This window comes from Paenibacillus sp. FSL k6-2145 (assembly GCF_037976585.1).
In the GTDB taxonomy this organism is placed as follows: domain Bacteria; phylum Bacillota; class Bacilli; order Paenibacillales; family Paenibacillaceae; genus Paenibacillus.
Window position 1 is genome coordinate 2,217,998 of sequence record NZ_CP150267.1, and the last position, 18,144, is coordinate 2,236,141.

At 46.0% G+C, this 18,144-nt stretch carries 20 protein-coding genes, 1 tRNA gene and 1 riboswitch; of the genes, 13 read left to right on the top strand and 8 right to left on the bottom strand.

The features are described 5' to 3' along the window. Window positions 1-24: 24 nt before the first annotated feature. The 8 genes from NZ043_RS09745 to NZ043_RS09780 all read left to right on the top strand — a co-directional run bounded on the left by NZ043_RS09745 (window position 25) and on the right by NZ043_RS09780 (window position 6,305). Window positions 25-1,413 carry a D-alanyl-D-alanine carboxypeptidase family protein gene (locus tag NZ043_RS09745; RefSeq protein WP_133387540.1) on the top strand — a complete coding sequence of 463 codons (1,389 nt, stop codon included), beginning with the start codon at window positions 25-27 and terminating at the stop codon, window positions 1,411-1,413. Window positions 1,414-1,631: 218 nt separating this feature from the next. After that, a complete protein-coding gene (pdxT, locus tag NZ043_RS09750) occupies window positions 1,632-2,222 on the top strand; it encodes a pyridoxal 5'-phosphate synthase glutaminase subunit PdxT (RefSeq protein WP_133387539.1) in 591 nt (196 codons plus the stop codon). 274 nt (window positions 2,223-2,496) lie between these two features. Beyond that, window positions 2,497-3,780, top strand: coding sequence for a serine--tRNA ligase (gene serS, locus NZ043_RS09755; protein WP_133387538.1), 1,284 nt, complete (start codon window positions 2,497-2,499; stop codon window positions 3,778-3,780). 194 nt (window positions 3,781-3,974) lie between these two features. Beyond that, a tRNA-Ser gene (locus NZ043_RS09760) sits at window positions 3,975-4,063 on the top strand. Window positions 4,064-4,257: 194 nt separating this feature from the next. Next, window positions 4,258-4,596 carry a hypothetical protein gene (locus NZ043_RS09765; protein ID WP_036607297.1) on the top strand — a complete coding sequence of 113 codons (339 nt, stop codon included), beginning with the start codon at window positions 4,258-4,260 and terminating at the stop codon, window positions 4,594-4,596. A gap of 29 nt (window positions 4,597-4,625) precedes the next feature. Next, the gene (locus tag NZ043_RS09770; RefSeq protein WP_017691325.1) at window positions 4,626-4,802 is read left to right on the top strand and encodes a hypothetical protein; all 177 of its coding nucleotides are present in this window, start codon (window positions 4,626-4,628) and stop codon (window positions 4,800-4,802) included. A gap of 21 nt (window positions 4,803-4,823) precedes the next feature. Then, window positions 4,824-4,976: a small acid-soluble spore protein P gene (locus NZ043_RS09775; RefSeq protein ID WP_036607296.1), complete on the top strand. Its 153-nt coding sequence runs from the start codon at window positions 4,824-4,826 to the stop codon at window positions 4,974-4,976. A 234-nt stretch (window positions 4,977-5,210) separates the two neighbouring features. Further along, window positions 5,211-6,305 (top strand): hypothetical protein, encoded by a 1,095-nt coding sequence (locus NZ043_RS09780; RefSeq protein WP_133387537.1) that lies wholly within the window; start codon window positions 5,211-5,213, stop codon window positions 6,303-6,305. 264 nt (window positions 6,306-6,569) lie between these two features. Here NZ043_RS09780 and NZ043_RS09785 read toward each other — a convergent pair whose 3' ends face one another. Next, a complete protein-coding gene (locus NZ043_RS09785; RefSeq protein WP_133387536.1) occupies window positions 6,570-7,139 on the bottom strand; it encodes a GNAT family protein in 570 nt (189 codons plus the stop codon). A gap of 43 nt (window positions 7,140-7,182) precedes the next feature. Continuing rightward, a complete protein-coding gene (gene tadA, locus NZ043_RS09790) occupies window positions 7,183-7,689 on the bottom strand; it encodes a tRNA adenosine(34) deaminase TadA (RefSeq protein ID WP_339311614.1) in 507 nt (168 codons plus the stop codon). Between the two features lie 332 nt (window positions 7,690-8,021). On the opposite strand from tadA, the gene NZ043_RS09795 reads away from it, so the two are divergent. Together NZ043_RS09795 and rluF are read left to right on the top strand one after the other, a co-directional pair. Further along, window positions 8,022-10,361 carry an ATP-binding protein gene (locus tag NZ043_RS09795; protein WP_091039255.1) on the top strand — a complete coding sequence of 780 codons (2,340 nt, stop codon included), beginning with the start codon at window positions 8,022-8,024 and terminating at the stop codon, window positions 10,359-10,361. Window positions 10,362-10,379: 18 nt separating this feature from the next. Beyond that, window positions 10,380-11,081: a 23S rRNA pseudouridine(2604) synthase RluF gene (gene rluF / locus NZ043_RS09800; protein WP_091039225.1), complete on the top strand. Its 702-nt coding sequence runs from the start codon at window positions 10,380-10,382 to the stop codon at window positions 11,079-11,081. A gap of 213 nt (window positions 11,082-11,294) precedes the next feature. On the opposite strand, the gene motB is transcribed toward rluF, so the two are convergent. Both motB and motA read right to left on the bottom strand, forming a co-directional pair. Further along, window positions 11,295-12,113 carry a flagellar motor protein MotB gene (gene motB, locus NZ043_RS09805; RefSeq protein ID WP_249913818.1) on the bottom strand — a complete coding sequence of 273 codons (819 nt, stop codon included), beginning with the start codon at window positions 12,111-12,113 and terminating at the stop codon, window positions 11,295-11,297. Further along, window positions 12,100-12,900: a flagellar motor stator protein MotA gene (motA, locus tag NZ043_RS09810; protein ID WP_017691317.1), complete on the bottom strand. Its 801-nt coding sequence runs from the start codon at window positions 12,898-12,900 to the stop codon at window positions 12,100-12,102. The genes motB and motA overlap by 14 nt, the downstream gene beginning before the upstream one ends. A 233-nt stretch (window positions 12,901-13,133) precedes the next feature. On the opposite strand from motA, the gene NZ043_RS09815 reads away from it, so the two are divergent. From NZ043_RS09815 to rbsK, 3 genes are all read left to right on the top strand, one after another. Continuing rightward, complete coding sequence (locus tag NZ043_RS09815; protein ID WP_074092938.1) at window positions 13,134-13,427, top strand: hypothetical protein; 294 nt, start codon at window positions 13,134-13,136, stop codon at window positions 13,425-13,427. A gap of 250 nt (window positions 13,428-13,677) precedes the next feature. Next, complete coding sequence (locus NZ043_RS09820; protein ID WP_062838136.1) at window positions 13,678-13,974, top strand: 4a-hydroxytetrahydrobiopterin dehydratase; 297 nt, start codon at window positions 13,678-13,680, stop codon at window positions 13,972-13,974. A gap of 43 nt (window positions 13,975-14,017) precedes the next feature. Continuing rightward, a complete protein-coding gene (gene rbsK / locus NZ043_RS09825; RefSeq protein WP_339311617.1) occupies window positions 14,018-15,001 on the top strand; it encodes a ribokinase in 984 nt (327 codons plus the stop codon). Between the two features lie 74 nt (window positions 15,002-15,075). Here the strand turns inward: rbsK and NZ043_RS09830 are convergent, their stop codons facing one another. From NZ043_RS09830 to NZ043_RS09845, 4 genes are all read right to left on the bottom strand, one after another. Next, a complete protein-coding gene (locus NZ043_RS09830) occupies window positions 15,076-15,432 on the bottom strand; it encodes a cytochrome c (RefSeq protein WP_036607288.1) in 357 nt (118 codons plus the stop codon). A gap of 150 nt (window positions 15,433-15,582) precedes the next feature. Further along, the gene (locus tag NZ043_RS09835; RefSeq protein WP_091039216.1) at window positions 15,583-16,077 is read right to left on the bottom strand and encodes a GNAT family protein; all 495 of its coding nucleotides are present in this window, start codon (window positions 16,075-16,077) and stop codon (window positions 15,583-15,585) included. A gap of 355 nt (window positions 16,078-16,432) precedes the next feature. Next, the gene (locus tag NZ043_RS09840; protein ID WP_240768339.1) at window positions 16,433-16,867 is read right to left on the bottom strand and encodes a C40 family peptidase; all 435 of its coding nucleotides are present in this window, start codon (window positions 16,865-16,867) and stop codon (window positions 16,433-16,435) included. 39 nt (window positions 16,868-16,906) lie between these two features. Further along, window positions 16,907-17,044: riboswitch (cyclic di-AMP (ydaO/yuaA leader) on the bottom strand. Window positions 17,045-17,289: 245 nt separating this feature from the next. After that, entirely contained in the window at window positions 17,290-18,141 is an 852-nt protein-coding gene (locus NZ043_RS09845) for a hypothetical protein (protein ID WP_133387532.1), read from the bottom strand. Window positions 18,142-18,144: the final 3 nt, after the last annotated feature.

The window sequence follows — 18,144 nt, forward strand, 5'->3', positions numbered from 1 at the left end:
TGGATCGAAGGGAGTATTCATCAATTGAAAGCCAAACACATGAATAAAAAGAAACGCCAAATGCTCAAAAAGAGCGTAGCCTCGGTAATGCTAATTAACATGCTTTGTATGTCTGCAGTAATGCCGGTCATGGCTGCTGCGGATAACTCTGGTCAGGTTCTGACTGCTGCGGCAACAACAACGAAGACGGAGAAAGCCGTACAGGTGCCTGGGGTAGACTCACTTGGGCTTGAAGTTAGATCTGCAGTGCTTATGGAAGCCTCAACGGGACAGATTCTACTAAATGTTGATGCGGATAAAGCGATGCCACCTGCAAGTATGACCAAAATGATGACAGAGTACATTGTCGCCGAACAAGTCAAACAAGGTAAATTCGGTTGGGACGATATTGTAACTGTTAAAAAGAATGCTGCACAAAGTATCGGGTCGCGAATTTTCCTCGCGGAAGGTGACCAGCACACAGTTAAGGATCTCTATATTGCTATGGCTGTTGGCTCTGCCAATGATGCTACGGTTGCTTTGGCTGAACATGTTGCCGGTTCGGAAGAAGCTTTCGTGAAAATGATGAATGATGAAGCGAAGCGTATGGGCATGAAGGATACGTTCTTCATCAACTCTTCCGGTCTCGATCGAGCAGATATGCCTGCCGACTTCCGTCCAGCAGAAGACAAGGAAACAGTAATGTCCGCAATGGATGCTGCGATTCTTTGCAGATATATCATCATGGATCACCCAGACTACAAAGATTTTACAACCATTCAATCCTATAAGTTCCGTCCAAATGATAAAGCTCCAATTATCAACTACAACTGGATGCTGGAAGCGAATAAAAATATAACCAACTTCAAAAGCTATGCCTATGAAGGTCTGGACGGAATGAAAACAGGCCATACCACGAACGCAGGTAATAACTTTACAGGTACAGCTGAACGTAACGGTATGCGTCTCATCAGTGTTGTTATGGGCACAGATTCGGAATCTGCACGTTTCAGAGAAACCAAAAAGGTACTGGACTTTGGATTTAACAACTTTGAAGTAAAACAGGCTGTCGCAGGCAAGACCAAAGTGACGGGCTGGGAAGCGGTACCTTTGAAAAAAGGTAAAGAAACAACTGTTCCTGTCGTAACAGATAATGCCGTAAGTTTTGTTGTTCCTAAAGGTACTCAGAACCTGGATGTGACGTTCAAAGCCAACGTAACTGAGGCTGACAAGCTGGTAGCACCAATCAAGGCAGGTACAAAGGTTGGTACAGTAACGTACACGTATAAAGCAGATGGAATTGAGCCACAGGAAAAAACAGTGAACTTGATCACTGCGGAAGAGGCGGAAAAAGGCGGATGGTTCCGTTTGTTCTTCCGTGCCGTGAAGGATTTCTTCGTGGATCTCTTTGACGGGATCAAAAATCTGTTCTAACCCTTAGCAAACTTCATGAAAAGAGTATGATCATGATTTTGATGTATATGTGATCATATCATTGACAAAATACAAGTTATTCCGACCGGATGGATTGTATATTTACAATTTTTCCGGTAAAATATCAAGTTAGAATTCACGTATGATGAAGTAAAAAAGTACAATGTTCGTTTACCAATATGCAAGATCGTGGCTGGTAAGAGAAGGGGAATGAGCGTATGAAGATCGGCGTTTTAGCACTTCAAGGAGCTGTCACAGAGCATATTCGAAGTATTGAACGTGCTGGAGCAGAAGGTGTGGCTATCAAACAGGTTCAGCAATTGGACGATCTGGATGGTCTTATCCTTCCTGGCGGGGAAAGTACAACGATTGGCAAGCTGATGCGTAAGTATGGGTTTATGGATGCCATTCGCGCGTTTGCTGCTGAGGGCAAACCGGTATTTGGTACCTGTGCTGGATTAATCGTTATGGCTAAGCATATTACAGGACAGGAAGAAGCTCATTTGGAGCTAATGGATATGACTGTATCCCGAAATGCATTTGGACGGCAGAGAGAAAGTTTTGAGACGGATTTGCCAGTCAAAGACATTGAGGAAACGGTAAGGGCTGTGTTTATACGGGCGCCCTTGATCGAGAGTGTCGGAGACCAGGTCGAAGTTCTCTCCACATACAAGGATGAGATTGTTACCGCTCGTCAGGGGCATTTGCTGGCTTGCTCCTACCATCCGGAGTTGACGGATGACTATCGTCTGCATACTTATTTTGTAGACATGGCCAGATCCTACAAACACACGGTAGACTCTAAATAATGCATGATGTACAACCTATGATCTCCCGGTCATCGGATCACTTCCCCAGAAGCCGTGTAAGGCCGCTGGATGGCAGTTGCATCTGAACGGATGCCTGATGTTGCCTGTATCTGCTTCATAGCGGGAATCGCAGCGGAGGGTAACACCGGGGATATAGGTTGTTTTTTGGGTTACAGGTTCCGATAAGTATATAGTAAGGTATATACAGTAGAGTTTTGAGAATGGATTTTAACATAAGGCTTCACGTTGTGAGGTTATTTAGGAGGGGTATATCGTGCTTGATGTGAAAATATTGCGGAATGAGTATGCGCGTGTAGAAGAAGCATTGAATAAACGTGGCAAATCGCTGGATCTTATCGCTGGATTTACCGAGATGGATGCCAAGCGTCGGGAATTGCTTCAAGAGAGTGAAACACTGAAGAGCCGTCGGAATACGGTCTCTGCGGAAGTTGCTAGACTGAAGAAGAATCGTGAGAATGCTGATGATCTGATTGTGGAGATGCGCGAAGTCTCTGATCGAATCAAAGCCATGGACGAAGAAGTTCGGGAACTGGAAGTGAAGATCAATGATCTCACAATGGCGATTCCGAACATTCCTAACGAAAGTGTACCGATTGGAGCTTCTGAAGACGACAATGTTGAGATTCGTCGTTGGGAAGAGCCGAAGTCATTTAATTTTGCACCAAAAGCACACTGGGAAATTGCGCAGGATCTCGATATTCTTGATTTTGAAGCGGCTGCCAAAGTAACAGGTTCCCGTTTTACCTTTTATAAAGGTCTGGGTGCGCGTCTGGAACGTGCATTGATCAACTTCATGATGGATCTGCACAGCGATCAACATGGATATGAAGAGATTCTGCCTCCATACATCGTGAATCGGGACAGCTTGTTTGGAACAGGTCAACTGCCTAAGTTCGAAGAAGATCTGTTTAAGTTGAAAGATACTGAATATTATCTAATCCCTACTGCTGAAGTTCCGGTAACGAACTACCATCGCGAAGAGATTCTGAATGTAGATCAATTGCCTAAGCACTTTGTGGCATACAGCTCTTGTTTCCGCTCTGAAGCCGGTTCGGCTGGACGGGATACACGCGGCTTGATTCGTCAGCATCAATTCAACAAAGTAGAGCTGCTCAAGCTCTCTACTCCAGAGACTTCGTATGAAGAGTTGGAGCAAATGACTCAAAATGCGGAGCGTGTGCTTCAATTGTTGGGCTTACCGTATCGCGTTCTGACATTGTGCACGGCAGATATGGGCTTCACTTCAGCTAAAACGTATGATATTGAAGTATGGTTGCCTGAGAGTAATACCTATCGTGAGATTTCTTCTTGCTCCAACTGTGAGGACTTCCAGGCACGTCGTGCCAATATCCGTTTCCGCAGAGAGCCAAAAGCTAAACCGGAATTTGTGCACACATTGAACGGGTCAGGATTGGCCGTTGGACGGACGGTAGCCGCTATCCTGGAGAACTATCAACAGGAAGATGGTACGGTTGTTATTCCTGAAGCATTGCGTCCTTATATGGGCGGCGCCAGTGTGATTGCACATCGCTCTTAAGAGTTAGTTAACCATCCTCATCAAGAGGAATACAAATTCAATCCGTCATTTTGGAATGGCGGATTGGAGTGTTTTGTAAAGCCGAGGCAGTTGTCTGACACGGGATTATCAATTTTGATATAAAAAAGGTTGCATTATAATGTCGAGATGTGGTATGATACTTTTCGTGGCAAGTTTATAAAACTTAATTCCCTGGAGAGGTACCGAAGCGGTCATAACGGGGCGGTCTTGAAAACCGTTAGGGGGCAACTCCACGTGGGTTCGAATCCCACCCTCTCCGCCATACTACACTTATAACAAGGACTCGAGCGATCTCGCTCGGGTCCTTTTTTGCATTGTGAGTTTGTTAAACGTAATGAGCATACAGGTTGGTGACCGATGTATACGTTGCACAGTACAACGTTATATTTTGATTAAGGTTAATATGTATAAAAACATCTTCATCGCCGCACTTTATATAGGAGTGGAGGTGGTAAGATGAACCGCGAGTTAAACATCGATCAGACAGAGCTTGTAGGGGCTTGGCAAGAACGTTTGCCTCAAGTCCTGAATGTTGGAGACCAGGCTCAGGTAATGGCCGATGAAGCCGATCAGCAGGCAATTCGGATACACATTGCTACAGCAGGGCACGAGATGTACTCTTTTGATTTCAAATGTGCATATGTCGATTCCCGTGAAGTCAGCGTACAGCTGATTGATGTGGAACGTGATGGACGAACGACGGATGAGCGTACAGAACCGATTCAGGAACTGGCTCACGATTATACACGGCACATTCATGAATGCGCCCAGTCGTTACAATCCCAGACGAGATAATAGCCTGAAATCTGAAGGAGTGAACTCAATTGACTAAAGCCAAAGCGGGAGTAGACAAAAACCTGCAAAATGTAGTCGATGATCTGGAGCAGCCTGCCGTAAACAGTCATCATGCCCAGCAAATTCAGCAAGATATTAATGATCGCCGTCATCAGGATGCACTGAATCATGACAAAACGGAAGACAGGGACCCATCCCATTCCTAACAATGATGAGGGGGCAATAATATGAGCAAACCAAAAACAATTCCCGTACCGGAAGCGCAAGCATCCGAACAGCATCGTCATTCATCCAAACGCTCTTCCATGCAGGAGCCATTATCCGGTTCCAAAAAAGTAAAAAATCAAAATCATGTGGATCATTTGAACCCCCAAGGTTAATAGAAGAAACAGATTCACGCAAAAGTCCCTTGTTACCTAACAGGGGGCTTTTGCGTATTCATACATATATAAAGACAGGCACACGCATATTCCCAAAGCTGACATAGGTCTTTGTAGCCATTTTAAAGAGGAAAGATCACATTTTTCCCAAATTAGGTTTCGGTATCTGGCGATATGGTATATCATTGATATTGAATTACTTTTTTTGGGGTTATCACGAGAGGAGAGAAACAAATGACTAAACGTATGGGGGCGCTTCTTCTTACGTTGCTGTTGACCGTATCTATGGCATTGACAGCATGTAGCAGCAAGCAGGAGCCAAAAGAGGCATTGAAGACGGCTGCGGCCAATGCTTCCAAATTAACTTCGTATGAGATGAGTTCTAACTTTACAATTAATGAATTGAGCTATAAACCTGGGGATGCGTCACAAACTGATCCTACTATGACTCAGTTTATGAGCATGCTGAAGGATGCTCAGTTGAATGTAACAGGTGTATACCAAAGTGAGCCAATGCAGACAGAGATGACTCTAGGCATCGAGCTTAAAGGCGATATGGGTATGACCTTTACCATTCCAATGGTGATGACAGCTGAGAAACTCTATGTGAAAGTGCCGAATATTCCGTTCTTCCCAATTCCGGAGAACGTTGTTGGCAAATTCCTGGAACTTGATCTGAAAGAACTGGCTGAGCAAGAGGGTACGGAATGGAACCCGGATGCTATGGACGCAGCCAAAACGCAAAAGCTGAGCAACGAAGTCATGGACGCAGTGCTGAGCGAGTACGATCAAGCTAAATTCTTCAAAAATCTAGACACCAAAGATGCACAACTTCCTGAAGGCGTAGATGCGAAGCAGGTTGTACAATTCTCGGTGAATAATGACAATGTTAAAGAAGCAGTTACTGTACTGGTAACAAAAGCTATGCCTAAAGTATTGGATATTCTGTCCAAAGAGGAATATCGTGAAATGCTGCAAATGGATCAGGCTGATATCGACAAAGCTAAAGAAGATCTGAAGATCACTGAAGCAGATCAGGCTGAAATGGCTAAAGACTTGGATAAATTGAAAGATGTTCTGACAATCAACCAATTCAACATTGATTTCGCATTGGACAAAAACGACTTCCCTGTATATCAAAAGATGGTCGCTGATGTGCTGATCAAGCCAGAAGGTACAAAAGACGAAGTGAAATTGGCATTTACCGGTTCCAATACGTACACCAAGATTAACGAAAAAGCAGCATTCAAAATCAACATCCCTACTGGCGATGACGTAATTACTATGCAAGAGTTCGAAGAACTGATGAACGCTTCATACGGATACTAAGCTCGTCGAGTTCAAATCAAACCGTTTGTTATTCAAGTGAGGGATAATTTCCTTCCGCTTGGATACAGGCGGTTTTTTTGTTACACAGCGTATGAGGGGGATTCGCAAAATAATTGATCTTTGATTTTAAATCGTGGCTGGTGATACATACAAATAAAACCGCACTCTCTCCTACATAACTAGGGTAGTGCGGTTTGGAATATTAAATTTGTATATTGTTAAATTGGAAATACAGACAGTTTTGTGTGGGAACTTCTAAATTAATTAATTCGCAAGTTCGCCCAAGTCTTCAGCAAGTACAGCATAGATCTGATGATCCTGATATTTGCCGTTGATCTTGAGGTATTTGCGAGCAGTACCTTCAAACTGGAATCCGTTCTTCTCTAGTACGCGCTGTGAACCTTTGTTGGAGGGCAATACTGCAGCCTGAACCCGATTTAACTTCAGCGCACGGAAGCCATAAGCTACGGCCAGTTTAACCGCTGCTGTCATTCGTCCGCCGCCCTGATAATCTGGATGGATAAAGTAACCCATATCTGCATAATTGGCAACGCCTAATACGACATTGTTGATACTTACTTGTCCAATCAACAGGCTGTCTTTAATGGTATAGATTCCAAATTGATATCCTGTACCTTCTTCTGCTGCCTTGACCCGATCCTCAATCCGCCGAGTCTGAGCATCCAGTGTATAGAATTCATCGTCTCGCACGGGTTCTACAGACTGGTAGGGGACGCGTGTGACCTGAATCAGGTCCAGATAGGACTGTGTATCCTGGGGTGTGAGCAACCGAAGGCTTATGCCATTGGCTGTATCATAGAGTGTTAGTGCCATTACAGCACACTTCCTTTCTAATTGGGATGTTTGTAGTCGGTGACTACTTTAACTTTTGGCGCAGACTTCTGAAAAATTGAGTTAGCATCGTGGAGCATTCAGGCTGAAGGATATCCGGAATCACCTCGGTGCGATGGTTAAAACGAGGCTCCTGTAGCAGGTTCATCAGTGTACCTGCACAGCCTGCCTTGGGATCAGCAGTACCATAGATTACGCGGGGGACCCTGGATTGTACAATTGCACCTGCACACATCGGACAAGGTTCCAACGTGACGTACAGAGAACAATCCAACAAACGCCAAGCTCCGATGGTCTCGCTGGCCTGACGAATAGCCACCATCTCTGCATGAGCGGTGGAATCCAGCGTAGTTTCACGCAGATTGTATCCCCGACCAATAATTTGGTTATTTTGTACGATTACAGCTCCAATCGGCACTTCCCCAAGAGCCTCAGCTTTGTAGGCCTCGGCAATGGCCTCCCGCATCCAGTGCTCATGCTGAGCTTCCTCAGAGAAATGCGCAAGATCGGTCTGAAGAAAATGGTCAGTCATTACTATATAACTCCTTCCAAAATCGTTTATTCAGCGAACAAGTATTCGGGTTGTTAACATGTTGTGTATAGAAATGTGGATAACCGTATAGTTGCTCACATAGTTATAAACAAACTATCCACAAGCCTGTGGGTATGTGGATAAAAGTAGTGATTAATTTCATTGTAGAGTTCGAAAATGCAAAAAACAACGAATTTCGAGCTTTTCAGTCATTCGGTAACTTTTGGACACAGGTCAATTATCCTTTTCAAAAAGACATACAAGCGTTATGATGGAGATAGGTTTTGCCATATATCGCCAGAGGGTACAAGCCGAGAGGTGAACAAAAAAACTTGTCTATTAAAACGAAATTATCCATGATTATGTCGTGCTCAGTGCTCGTTATTTTAGTGTTGAATATCGCACTGAGTTATTATACTACAGAAGAGAATCTGAGGCAGGACAGTGAAACCAAGATGGTGCTCACTGCAAAGCAGATTGCAATTGCTGTCGAACAGAATCAATACAGTTCGGATTATGTAAAACGGCAGATTGGAAACAATCTGTGGCTTGCTGCTGTCATGGCAGCGGAAGAATTGGACCCGGATATTAATAATATCACAAATGAAGAACTTGTACGCTTGAGCCAAAAGGTCGGCGTTTCGCATATTTCGTTAATGGAGCAGACGGATGATGACATCGTTGTTAGCCGCTCTTCGGATCCGAGAGAAATTGGGCTGTCCACCAAATCCATGACCTATTGGTATCAGGCCTTTAAGCAGTTGTTTGAAAAACAACAGGTGACGATTCCCCAAGGGCAGAAGTTGGAACATTTCTGGTCAGATGGATTCGAATATTCTACATCCAGTCCTTCGGATATTGATATCTGGGGTTACTACCATGATGGAAAGAGAAACTACATAATCAATCCTTTCTATAATAATACGGAAGTTGATGACTATGTGAAAATCTCTAGTCCGGATGAGATTTTAAATAAAATTCGTGAGGTCAATCCCTCCATTCTGGAGATTACAGGCATCAATCCGTTGACTTTTGGCAGCCCGAACATGGGTGATGACGGAAGAGATTCGAACTTTAGCAAATTGAATAACAGACCGATTCGTTTTGGTACATACCAGTATGGTTCTACGGATGAGGATCATCGTGCTGTGGTGCGCGCCATTCGAACAGGGCAAAATGTATCTTTTGTCAGTGAAACCCACGAACAGAAGGTACTGAAGAGTTTTATTCCCATTTTCACACCTAACCAGTCTTCCTATGTGATCAGTATTGTCATGGACTATAAGCAAATATCCTCCATGGTATCTGAGCAGTTGGTGAGCCATGCCTCCATATCGTTGGTTTTGCTGGAGATCGTAATCTTTGGCAGTTATCTGCTCGCAGGGTATATTACACGTCCGATCCAATCCATATTGGGAAAAGTGAATGATGTAGCGGATGGGCACTTTGATTTCCGTCTGAAGGTCCGGAGGAAGGATGAACTAGGCCAACTGGCCAATCGTATTAATGCCATGATTCGTAATCTGGGACATTATACGAGCCGTCTGAAACAAATGTATGAAGAGAATCGGGCCGTGAAAGAACATCTGGAGTCCATTATCAATCAGACAGCGGATGCCATTCACATTACAGATCTTGAAGGAAAAGTGCTGCGGGTTAATCGCGCATTTGAACAATTATATGGCTTTCGAAGTCGTGAGGTGGAAGGTCGTAATCTGAAGATCATCCCGCCAGAGGCAGAAGAAGAAATGAAACGTCAGCATGCCCAACTCGTTGAGGGGATGTCCATTACGTCCAACGAAACCACCTGGATGAAGAAAGACGGGACCCGAGTAGAGGTCAGTGTCAGTACGGCTCCGGTACGAGACGAGGCTGGAGAGATTACCGCGCTCATTAGTGTCTCCAGGGACATTACAAGCCGTAATCGGATGGAAGAGCTGCTCAGACGTTCTGAGAAGCTAACAACTGTAGGCCAGCTTGCAGCAGGTGTGGCACATGAGATTCGTAATCCACTGACTACGTTGCGCGGGTTCCTACAGTTACAGCAAGAGAGCAACAAGCTGAATCATCGTCATCTGGATCTGATGTTATCGGAGCTGGATCGCATCAACCTTATTGTTGGTGAATTTCTGATTTTGGCCAAACCGCAGGCGGTTCATTTTCAGAATCGGGATATTCGTTTTATTCTCGGCGATGTCATCTCGTTACTGGATAGTCAGGCACATCTGCATGGTGTAGAATTTGTACTGCGTGCCTCATCCGATTCGGCTATGGTACACTGTGAAGAGAACCAGTTGAAGCAGGTATTCATCAATTTGCTGAAAAATGGTATGGAGGCCATGCCAAATGGAGGAAGCATTCATATCAAGCTCAAGCATGACGAGCAGTCGAAACGCGTCAGAATTGAGATCAGGGATGAAGGCATTGGTATCCCGGAAGAGATGATGCCCAAGCTTGGGGAGCCTTTCTTTACGAATAAAGAGTCTGGGACAGGGCTTGGTCTGATGGTCAGTCAGCGAATTATTCAATCACATAAGGGCATGATGGATATTAAAAGCGTCATGAACAAGGGAACAACGGTTATCATTGAACTGCCTGCATCCGAGCAACAACCGGAGGTTATTGAGGCAGATCAGGTAACGGATGAACCAATTACAGATGAAGAGAACTAGATGAGGTGAGATTACCTTTTGCGTATTAATAAATTTATTAGTGAAACAGGTTATTGCTCCCGGCGTGAAGCCGACAAGTTGGTGGATAGTGGTCAGGTAACCATTAATGGAGTTAAGGCTGAGCTGGGCAGTCAGGCAGAAGAAGGCGACGATGTACGAATTAATGGCAAACCGATCAAGGAAAAGAGAAAACACGTATATATCGCGCTGAATAAACCAATCGGGATCACAAGCACAACCGAGCAGCATATTCAGGGCAATATCGTTGATTTTGTCGGGCACGATGAACGTATTTTCCCTATTGGACGTCTGGATAAGGACTCGGAAGGTTTGATCCTGATGACCAATGATGGTGATATCGTTAACCGGATTCTTAGAGCAGAAGGACGGCATGAGAAAGAGTATATCGTTACTGTTGATCGATCTGTAACCCCGAGTTTCCTTAGAGGTATGAGCACTGGGGTGAAGATATTGGGTGAAATGACCCTGCCTTGTACCGTGACCCGGATGACGGATCGAGTATTCCGTATCATCCTGACTGAAGGAAAGAACCGTCAGATTCGGCGGATGTGTAGTGCTTTTGGCTACGAGGTTCGTAAGTTGAAGCGTATTCGGATCATGAACATTCATCTTGGAGAAATGGCGACAGGTTCTTGGAGAGAGCTTACTGCTGCTGAAAAAGCGGAGCTGGGCGGTCTGTTGGACTATTCACTGGAATAGTTGATTCGACTTTGACTAATTAACTGATTGAAGCCCTGCTTTCCGAAAAGGAGAGCAGGGCTTTTTGGTATAAGGTCAATGACGACAGGTGAGTCTTCGCAAATAGTGTGAAAAAATGTAGAGATAAACCAAGCATAAGCTTTATATAAACCCAAAAGACCGTTCTCCTTGTACCTGGAGAACGGTCTTTGATTAATGAATCGCTGCAGGCCTCTAGTTTCCTCCGCCAACGGCTTTTACATTTGTATTGTTACTTTGATACTTCCGAATGATAGATACCTCTACACGGCGATTCTGTGCCCGTCCGGTATTGGTGTCATTACTGGCAATCGGGTGATACTCTCCATAACCACTTGGTGTGAATTTGGAAGGGTCCAATTGCGAGTTCAGCAACAGGATTTTCAGGAAGTTGAGCGCACGATCTGCACTCAAATCCCAGTTATCCTTATATTGGTTGTTCGAAATGGGAATATTATCGGTATGACCGGATACAACCACTTCATATTCAGGGAACTCCTGCAGCATGCTTGAGATTGCTTTGGCCAAGGATCGTGATTCAGGCTTTACATCTGCTCGGCCTGAGGAGAACAGGGCGTTATCACTGATGGTGATCTTCAATTCAGACTGATTCAGCTTGGTGTTCAGTTGGTCCGAAAGTCCGTTCTTCGAGATATACTGGTCAAGTCGTTTCTTGAGCTTCTCCAGATCTTCCTGCTCTTTTTGAGCCATCTGTGCATCCGTTATCTGAGCTGGTGTTTTCTTGGTGATTTCTGTAGGTTCCTGTTTGTTCTTACCCAGATCGGCACCTGGCGTATCCGGATTCATGGACGTATGATCCAGAACACCGGAGCCTCCATTCAATGCACTGCTTAGTGCGGAAGCCATCTGCTCGAACTTGGCTGCATCGAGTGAACTCATGGAGAACAACGTGATAAACAGGGCAAGCAACAAGGTCATCAAGTCAGAATATGGAAGCAACCAGCTCTCGTCTATATGTTCTTCATGTGGTTCGTGCTTTTTAGCCTTTTTCACCTGATGATCCCTCCTTCTCTTCCAGTTGTTTACGTTCGGAAGGTGTCAGGAATACGGATAACTTTTGGTTGATGGCAATGGTGGATACACCAGACTGTATGGATAACAATCCTTCAACCATCATCAGCTTGATCTCCATTTCTTGCTTGGACATCCGCTTCAGCTTGTTAGACATCGGGTGCCATAACACGTAACCACTAAATATACCAAGGAGTGTTGCGATAAATGCTGCCGCAATCGCATGGGAGAGTTTCTCCATGTCACTGAGATCGGCAAGTGCTGCGATGAGACCTACAACGGCCCCGAGAACCCCGAGCGTTGGTGCGTACATCCCCGCCTGGGCGAAGATCAAGGCACCGCCGCGGTGGCGCTCCTCTGTAGCATGAATATCTTCCATTAGTACATCACTTACAAATTCCTGATCGTTGCCGTCGATAATCATACGCATACCGCCACGAAGGAACTGATCGTCAATCTCTTCTACTTTTGATTCCAGTGCAAGCAAACCTTCACGACGGGTAGTGGAAGCCCAATCCATAAACGTGCCGATCAGAGACACTCGATCAATAAGTACTTGATTTTTGAAAATAATTCCGAAAAGCTTAGGGATTTTCTTAACTTCAGACATTGGAAATGCGATAAAGATAGTTCCTGCTGTACCAACAAAGATAATAACGTAAGCTGCCGGATTGTTAACCAGGTTGATTAAGGGCGCACCCTTCAGGAACATACCGAGTACAAGGGAGACCAGTCCAAAAACTAGTCCAATAATCGTTGAAATGTTCATCATACACCTCATCCATGAGATAAAATTGAATCCTTTCAAGCGGCTGTATTCGGGCTTCCGGACGAATTTTTGGCCGCAATCCGTTCAATGTTAGGCATTCCTTACGGTTGCTAAAACAGTTAAAACGGTCATATATGTATTTATCGACCAGAAGGCCTTTTTTTTTAAGGGCTATTTTCAGGTATAATAAGATCAAATCCGCTCCTTAGGGGCCGAATAGGAGTGAAAAGCCAATGGGCGTAAAGCATGGACGGGATTATGAAGGAATTTTGACAGATCTGACAACGGCAATCGGACGCATACCGGATCGGTATGTTTTCTTTGAAATGGACGCGGAAGAGTGGGAGAGACTGGCTGCATCTGACCAACTTGAAGTGGATGAGGCGTTGGCGGAGGATTTGTTCTATGCGCTGGGCGAGGAGTCTGTTATTCCGGTTGGAAGTGGCGTGGTCATCCATGATAAGGAACAGCACCGCATTCATATTTTGATCGGGGAAGAAGAGTTGACATTTGTACCTTTAATTTAGTGTGTTTACATGCATTTTCAGGGGTGTGAATGGAACTGGAATTGCCCTCAAAGCCTTATGGTTAGGGGTTCTATGCCATGTAGTTGATTGGATTTTGAAGCTTGTCCGTGGTAAGATGTTAGTCGTGAAATGGGCCAACCGCATGGCGGTGAGCCTGGCCTTTGAGGTTGCTGTTGATAGCGCCGAAGGTGTCGGTGGTTATACGGACTCACGTCTGTAATGTACCATCCTATGGGGAGGAAGATAACGCATGGTTTTTTCGCAAGAGGAAGTCGAAGCTCATCTGGGAAGGCTGGAAGGCTGGGAACTGGAAGAGGGACGGTGGATTGTACGTAAATTCGTGTTCTCCAACTACATGAAAGGGATTGCATTTGTGGATGAGGTCGCTGCGATCTCGGAAGCATTCAATCATCATCCTTTTATTACGATTGATTATACAACGGTTACGCTGCGTCTCACGTCATGGGATGCGGGTGGTATCACATCTGTAGATATCAAGGAAGCAGGGCAATATAACGAAGCTTATGACAAAATGAGGTCGGAATAACGGGTCAGTTATTATCGCGCGGCCAGAAGTGAGTGAACCATACATGTCAGACTATAATCAGAAACAACCTCTTATTGCTGTCGTAGGCAGTCTCAATATGGATCTCGTGGTGAAGACAGACACGATTCCGGAAGAGGGAGAGACGGTGAGCGGTGAGGAGCTGCATTATCTCGCTGGTGGCAAAGGGGCGAACCAGGCTGTTGCCGCTGCGCGTCTGGGTGGACAGACTACGATGATTGGTGCGGTGGGATCGGACGGTTTTGGCGAACGTCTGCTGCACAGTCTGACGGAAAGTGGTGCAGATGCCTCGCAGGTTCGCATATTGGAAGACACGGTTACAGGGACGGCTTCCATCTGGCTCTCTCGGGGAGACAACCGGATTATCGTTATTCCTGGTGCGAATGGGCAAGTGGTGCCTGAGATGCTGGAAGAGGCGGATACGGTAAAAAGCCTGACTGCAGCCGCAGCGGTGCTGCTGCAGCTGGAGATCCCGCTGCCAGCGGTTACCCGCGCCGCCCAACTGGCGGCTGAAGGCAGCGCACTGGTGGTGCTCAACCCGGCTCCCGCGGTGCCGGGTCTGCCCCAGGAGCTCCTGCGGTGCGTCGACGTTGTCACGCCGAACCGCAGTGAGCTTGCCGTGCTTACCGGCCGGGATCATCTCCGGCCGGAAGACCTGGATGCGGCGGTCGCAGAGCTCGCCGCATCCCTCGGGGCCGCTGTCGTCACGACGCTCGGCCCCGAGGGGGCTGTGTACGCGGCGGCGCCTGGCGGCCGCGTACAAGCAGGGCGTGCCGGCGCTTGCCGTGCGCCCGGCTACGCCGTAAGCGCCGTCGATACGACCGGCGCTGGCGATTGCTTCAACGGCGCGCTGGCAGTAGCCCTCGCGCGCGGTGAGACTTTGGACGCGGCCGTAGGCTTTGCCATGGGTGCGGCCGCGTTATCCGTGACAAAGCTCGGCGCCCAGTCCGGGATGCCGTACGCACGTGAAGTTGAGGCCTTTCTGGCTGAGCATGCGGCAGAGGCCTAATAATTGGTATAACAAAGAGGCTCTTATTCTCCCAAAAGGGGATTAAGGGCCTCTTCATTATGTGCGTGCAGAGATTATTTCTTCTCTGACAGCCACATGGCGATATTTGCAATCTCTTCATCCTGCAGTTTGCCCTTGAAGGAAGGCATACCACCTTTACCTTTGACAATCGTAGAATAGATCTTCTCCAGATCATCCTGGCTGCCGATATTGGCCAGAGCAGGTCCTACGCCACCTTGAAGCTGATCCCCGTGACAGGAGATACAATTGGCTTTGACCAGTGCTTCAGCCTGTCCGGCATCCAATGTTACTTCCGGCATGGTTGGCTTGGCTTCTTCAGCCACTTCTTCTTTCCCTGGAAGCGTAAACATTAAAACAATAGCTAAAGCGCATGCTGCAAAAAATACTCCGCTCATGATCCATTTGTGCATCCCTTATGTCCCCTCCAGAATGAAAGATCATCTAACCTGAAACTATCCATATCATTATAACGGAACCTGTACTGACATCATAGCATTTTGTGGGAATTTTTTGAACTAATCACATAACAAGGGGCAAATTTAGTTGTTTTGCAATGGATTCTAACCGCGAGGCCCTTCATAAACCATACAGTGAAAGGGCTTCAAGCCGCTTGGGGTCTGTCGTTCGTATGTATCTTGGGTGACAAATCCACTCTTCAGATAGACTTGAATGGCACGAGCATTCCAAGTGAGTACTTCCAGATCAATCTCGTTCGTGGGATTTCGGCGAATGGCTTCCTGTACAATGGCAGTGACAAAAGCTGTCCCTTGACCCTGACCACACAGCTCTGGATGCATGCCAAGGCCAATCCGGGTTACCCCTTCAAGTGGGAAGTATTGAGCAAACCCACATATACGATCGTTCTGATCCAGGACGATCGCATATTGCTCCTGCCGCAGCTGTGCATCTCCGAATTCCACTTCCAGAGCTTTCATCTGGTCCCAGGGGAGCCAGCTGTAGATATTGTAAGGCGGGTCATACTGCCAACTGCAGATAAGCTCCGCATGTTCTTCTCGCATGGGTACAACGTGAAACGTCACAGGGGTTTCCTTCATACACCTGCATGCTCCTTTCCTTGAAACAGAACTCTTTGTCCACTCTACAAAAGAGATGTTCATTTAGCAAGTCTTCCTTCTCAAGAAAAAAAATGAAACAAAAGTTCCGGTAATTCCGTTTATATTATAACGGGATGGGTAAAAACATCATAAGGGCACGGACGAACGAACGCAAAACGAACCTGTTGATGTCGCAGGATATGCCCTGAGTATAACTTGCAACATGAATAAGGATTGAAGCACAAAAAAACCGCCGGATACATTCCTGCGGAGAATGTACCGGGCGGTTCTGTTATGCTTCTTGCTTCGTTCCAGTATGGTTAATGGTTACAGCATCATTTTGCTCAGCTTGTCCCTAGTCAAGGGCCAGTGATTCATATGCGTCCGTGCTCATAATCCGTTTCGCGCCAACATAACGATTGGCCCAATAGCTTTCACTCAATGCACTGATCGTAACGCCTTTGGAAGAAGAGGAGTGTGCGAACTTTCCATCCCCTACAAAGATTCCTACATGTGATACGCCTTTACCTGTTGTATTAAAGAACACCAGATCGCCAGCTCTCATTTCCATGCGTGATACGGAATCGCCCATGTCGAATTGGGAACTGGATTGGCGTGCCAAATCAATACCCAACTTGTCGAATACATACCGTGTAAATCCGGAGCAGTCAAAGCCGTTAAGCGTTGTTCCCCCACTTTTGTATGTAGTTCCCATTGCTGAATCAATTACTGTGTCCATCTTTGAATCTGCGAATGCGCTACCTGCACCAAGCGATAAAGCGAATGTGATGCTAAGTACAGCTGCGGTTAATTTCTTCTTGAACAAGAGATATTCCCCTTCCAACGCCTGCGAGGTTAGCTTAAGGATTCGGTTGAAGGTCCCCTATGATCCCTCTGTAGCAAGATCAATTCACCCATAACTGGTTCCCCCGCTTCCCAGGTGCCAGGAATTTGGCTATGCTAGTTATGCACCTGCGAAATCAAGAAATGACGATTTAATTTTAAGTAGTTACAAATATGAATGTAAAGATTACAAAGTTGTTACTAAAAACTCACTGCGATTATTGTAACAGAGGAGTACGGCTTTGGCAACGTTTAGCAACAAATTTAGCAAAAAAAACCTCGACCTTTGACGGGGAAAGGTTGAGGTTTGCCTATTTATAAGTACATATTAGGCCGTGAGTTTAACATACGATGGTAACAATTTTTAAACTATCTGCTCTCACCTTTGGATATTTTGGACTGCCATAATCGGAAATGGCTGCATATTTTCCACAGACTTAATAGACATCTAGCAAGTGGATACGTCTGTTGTAGTATAAGTCCGGTAAGTCCCGTTAATAACCATGAGGCTGAAGTGAATGACCCAAAGACGAGCAGGTGTACTCCGCCCAGCAGGAGTGCAATGCCGATTACAGCGATGAGATGACGCAGTGCAATCCAGAGTGCTTTGAGAATACCGTGAGCCCCGCCTTCTCCTTCTGGTGCCGACACACCGAACTGCATGTAGAGTATGGCATGGTGGATGATCCAACCATATACAATCCAGGCAGCAACATAAGGTATACTAGGCAAAAGTAATTGAAGGGAATGAAATCCGTCCATGAGAATCGAGTAGAGCTTCGGTAAGAGCCAGTAGGCGGGCAGAAGTATCAATAAAGTACGTATGGTGTGGAGCAGCAGCATCGGTTTCCACAGATTTTTGATTCCGCGGACAAAGGGGATGCGCTCTTCTGTAGAATTAAAGTGCTGAAGTGAGTAGAGCAGTCCTGCCTGAATGAGGGGGCTGATCAACATGCGAACCAGCAGCATGCCCCCTAGAATCCACAGATAACGATGAACCTCCGGATGAGTAGACAGGTTAAGTTGACTTTCCATTTTAAACAAAAGTGTACTCAGCTCCCCGGCATCAGAATCTGGATAGCGCAGGAGTAGGGGGATGACCGCCGATTGTACCATTCGATAGAAGAAATATCCCCAAATGAGCTGATATAGAAATAAGAGTGCGGCAATGAACATATGCTGACGGACGAGAAACCAGCCTTCACGTATTTTTGCTTTCACCGT

Bases quoted from the DNA above. Each gene is read 5' to 3' on its own strand.
- NZ043_RS09830 (WP_036607288.1), bottom strand. From the start codon at position 15,432: ATGCACAAATGGATCATGAGCGGAGTATTTTTTGCAGCATGCGCTTTA.
- tadA (WP_339311614.1), bottom strand. From the start codon at position 7,689: ATGACTGACCATTTTCTTCAGACCGATCTTGCGCATTTCTCTGAGGAA.
- NZ043_RS09780 (WP_133387537.1), top strand. From the start codon at position 5,211: ATGACTAAACGTATGGGGGCGCTTCTTCTTACGTTGCTGTTGACCGTA.
- NZ043_RS09775 (WP_036607296.1), top strand. From the start codon at position 4,824: ATGAGCAAACCAAAAACAATTCCCGTACCGGAAGCGCAAGCATCCGAA.
- NZ043_RS09815 (WP_074092938.1), top strand. From the start codon at position 13,134: ATGGGCGTAAAGCATGGACGGGATTATGAAGGAATTTTGACAGATCTG.
- NZ043_RS09820 (WP_062838136.1), top strand. From the start codon at position 13,678: ATGGTTTTTTCGCAAGAGGAAGTCGAAGCTCATCTGGGAAGGCTGGAA.
- NZ043_RS09785 (WP_133387536.1), bottom strand. From the start codon at position 7,139: ATGGCACTAACACTCTATGATACAGCCAATGGCATAAGCCTTCGGTTG.
- NZ043_RS09765 (WP_036607297.1), top strand. From the start codon at position 4,258: ATGAACCGCGAGTTAAACATCGATCAGACAGAGCTTGTAGGGGCTTGG.
- NZ043_RS09835 (WP_091039216.1), bottom strand. From the start codon at position 16,077: ATGAAGGAAACCCCTGTGACGTTTCACGTTGTACCCATGCGAGAAGAA.
- motA (WP_017691317.1), bottom strand. From the start codon at position 12,900: ATGAACATTTCAACGATTATTGGACTAGTTTTTGGACTGGTCTCCCTT.
- rbsK (WP_339311617.1), top strand. From the start codon at position 14,018: ATGTCAGACTATAATCAGAAACAACCTCTTATTGCTGTCGTAGGCAGT.
- pdxT (WP_133387539.1), top strand. From the start codon at position 1,632: ATGAAGATCGGCGTTTTAGCACTTCAAGGAGCTGTCACAGAGCATATT.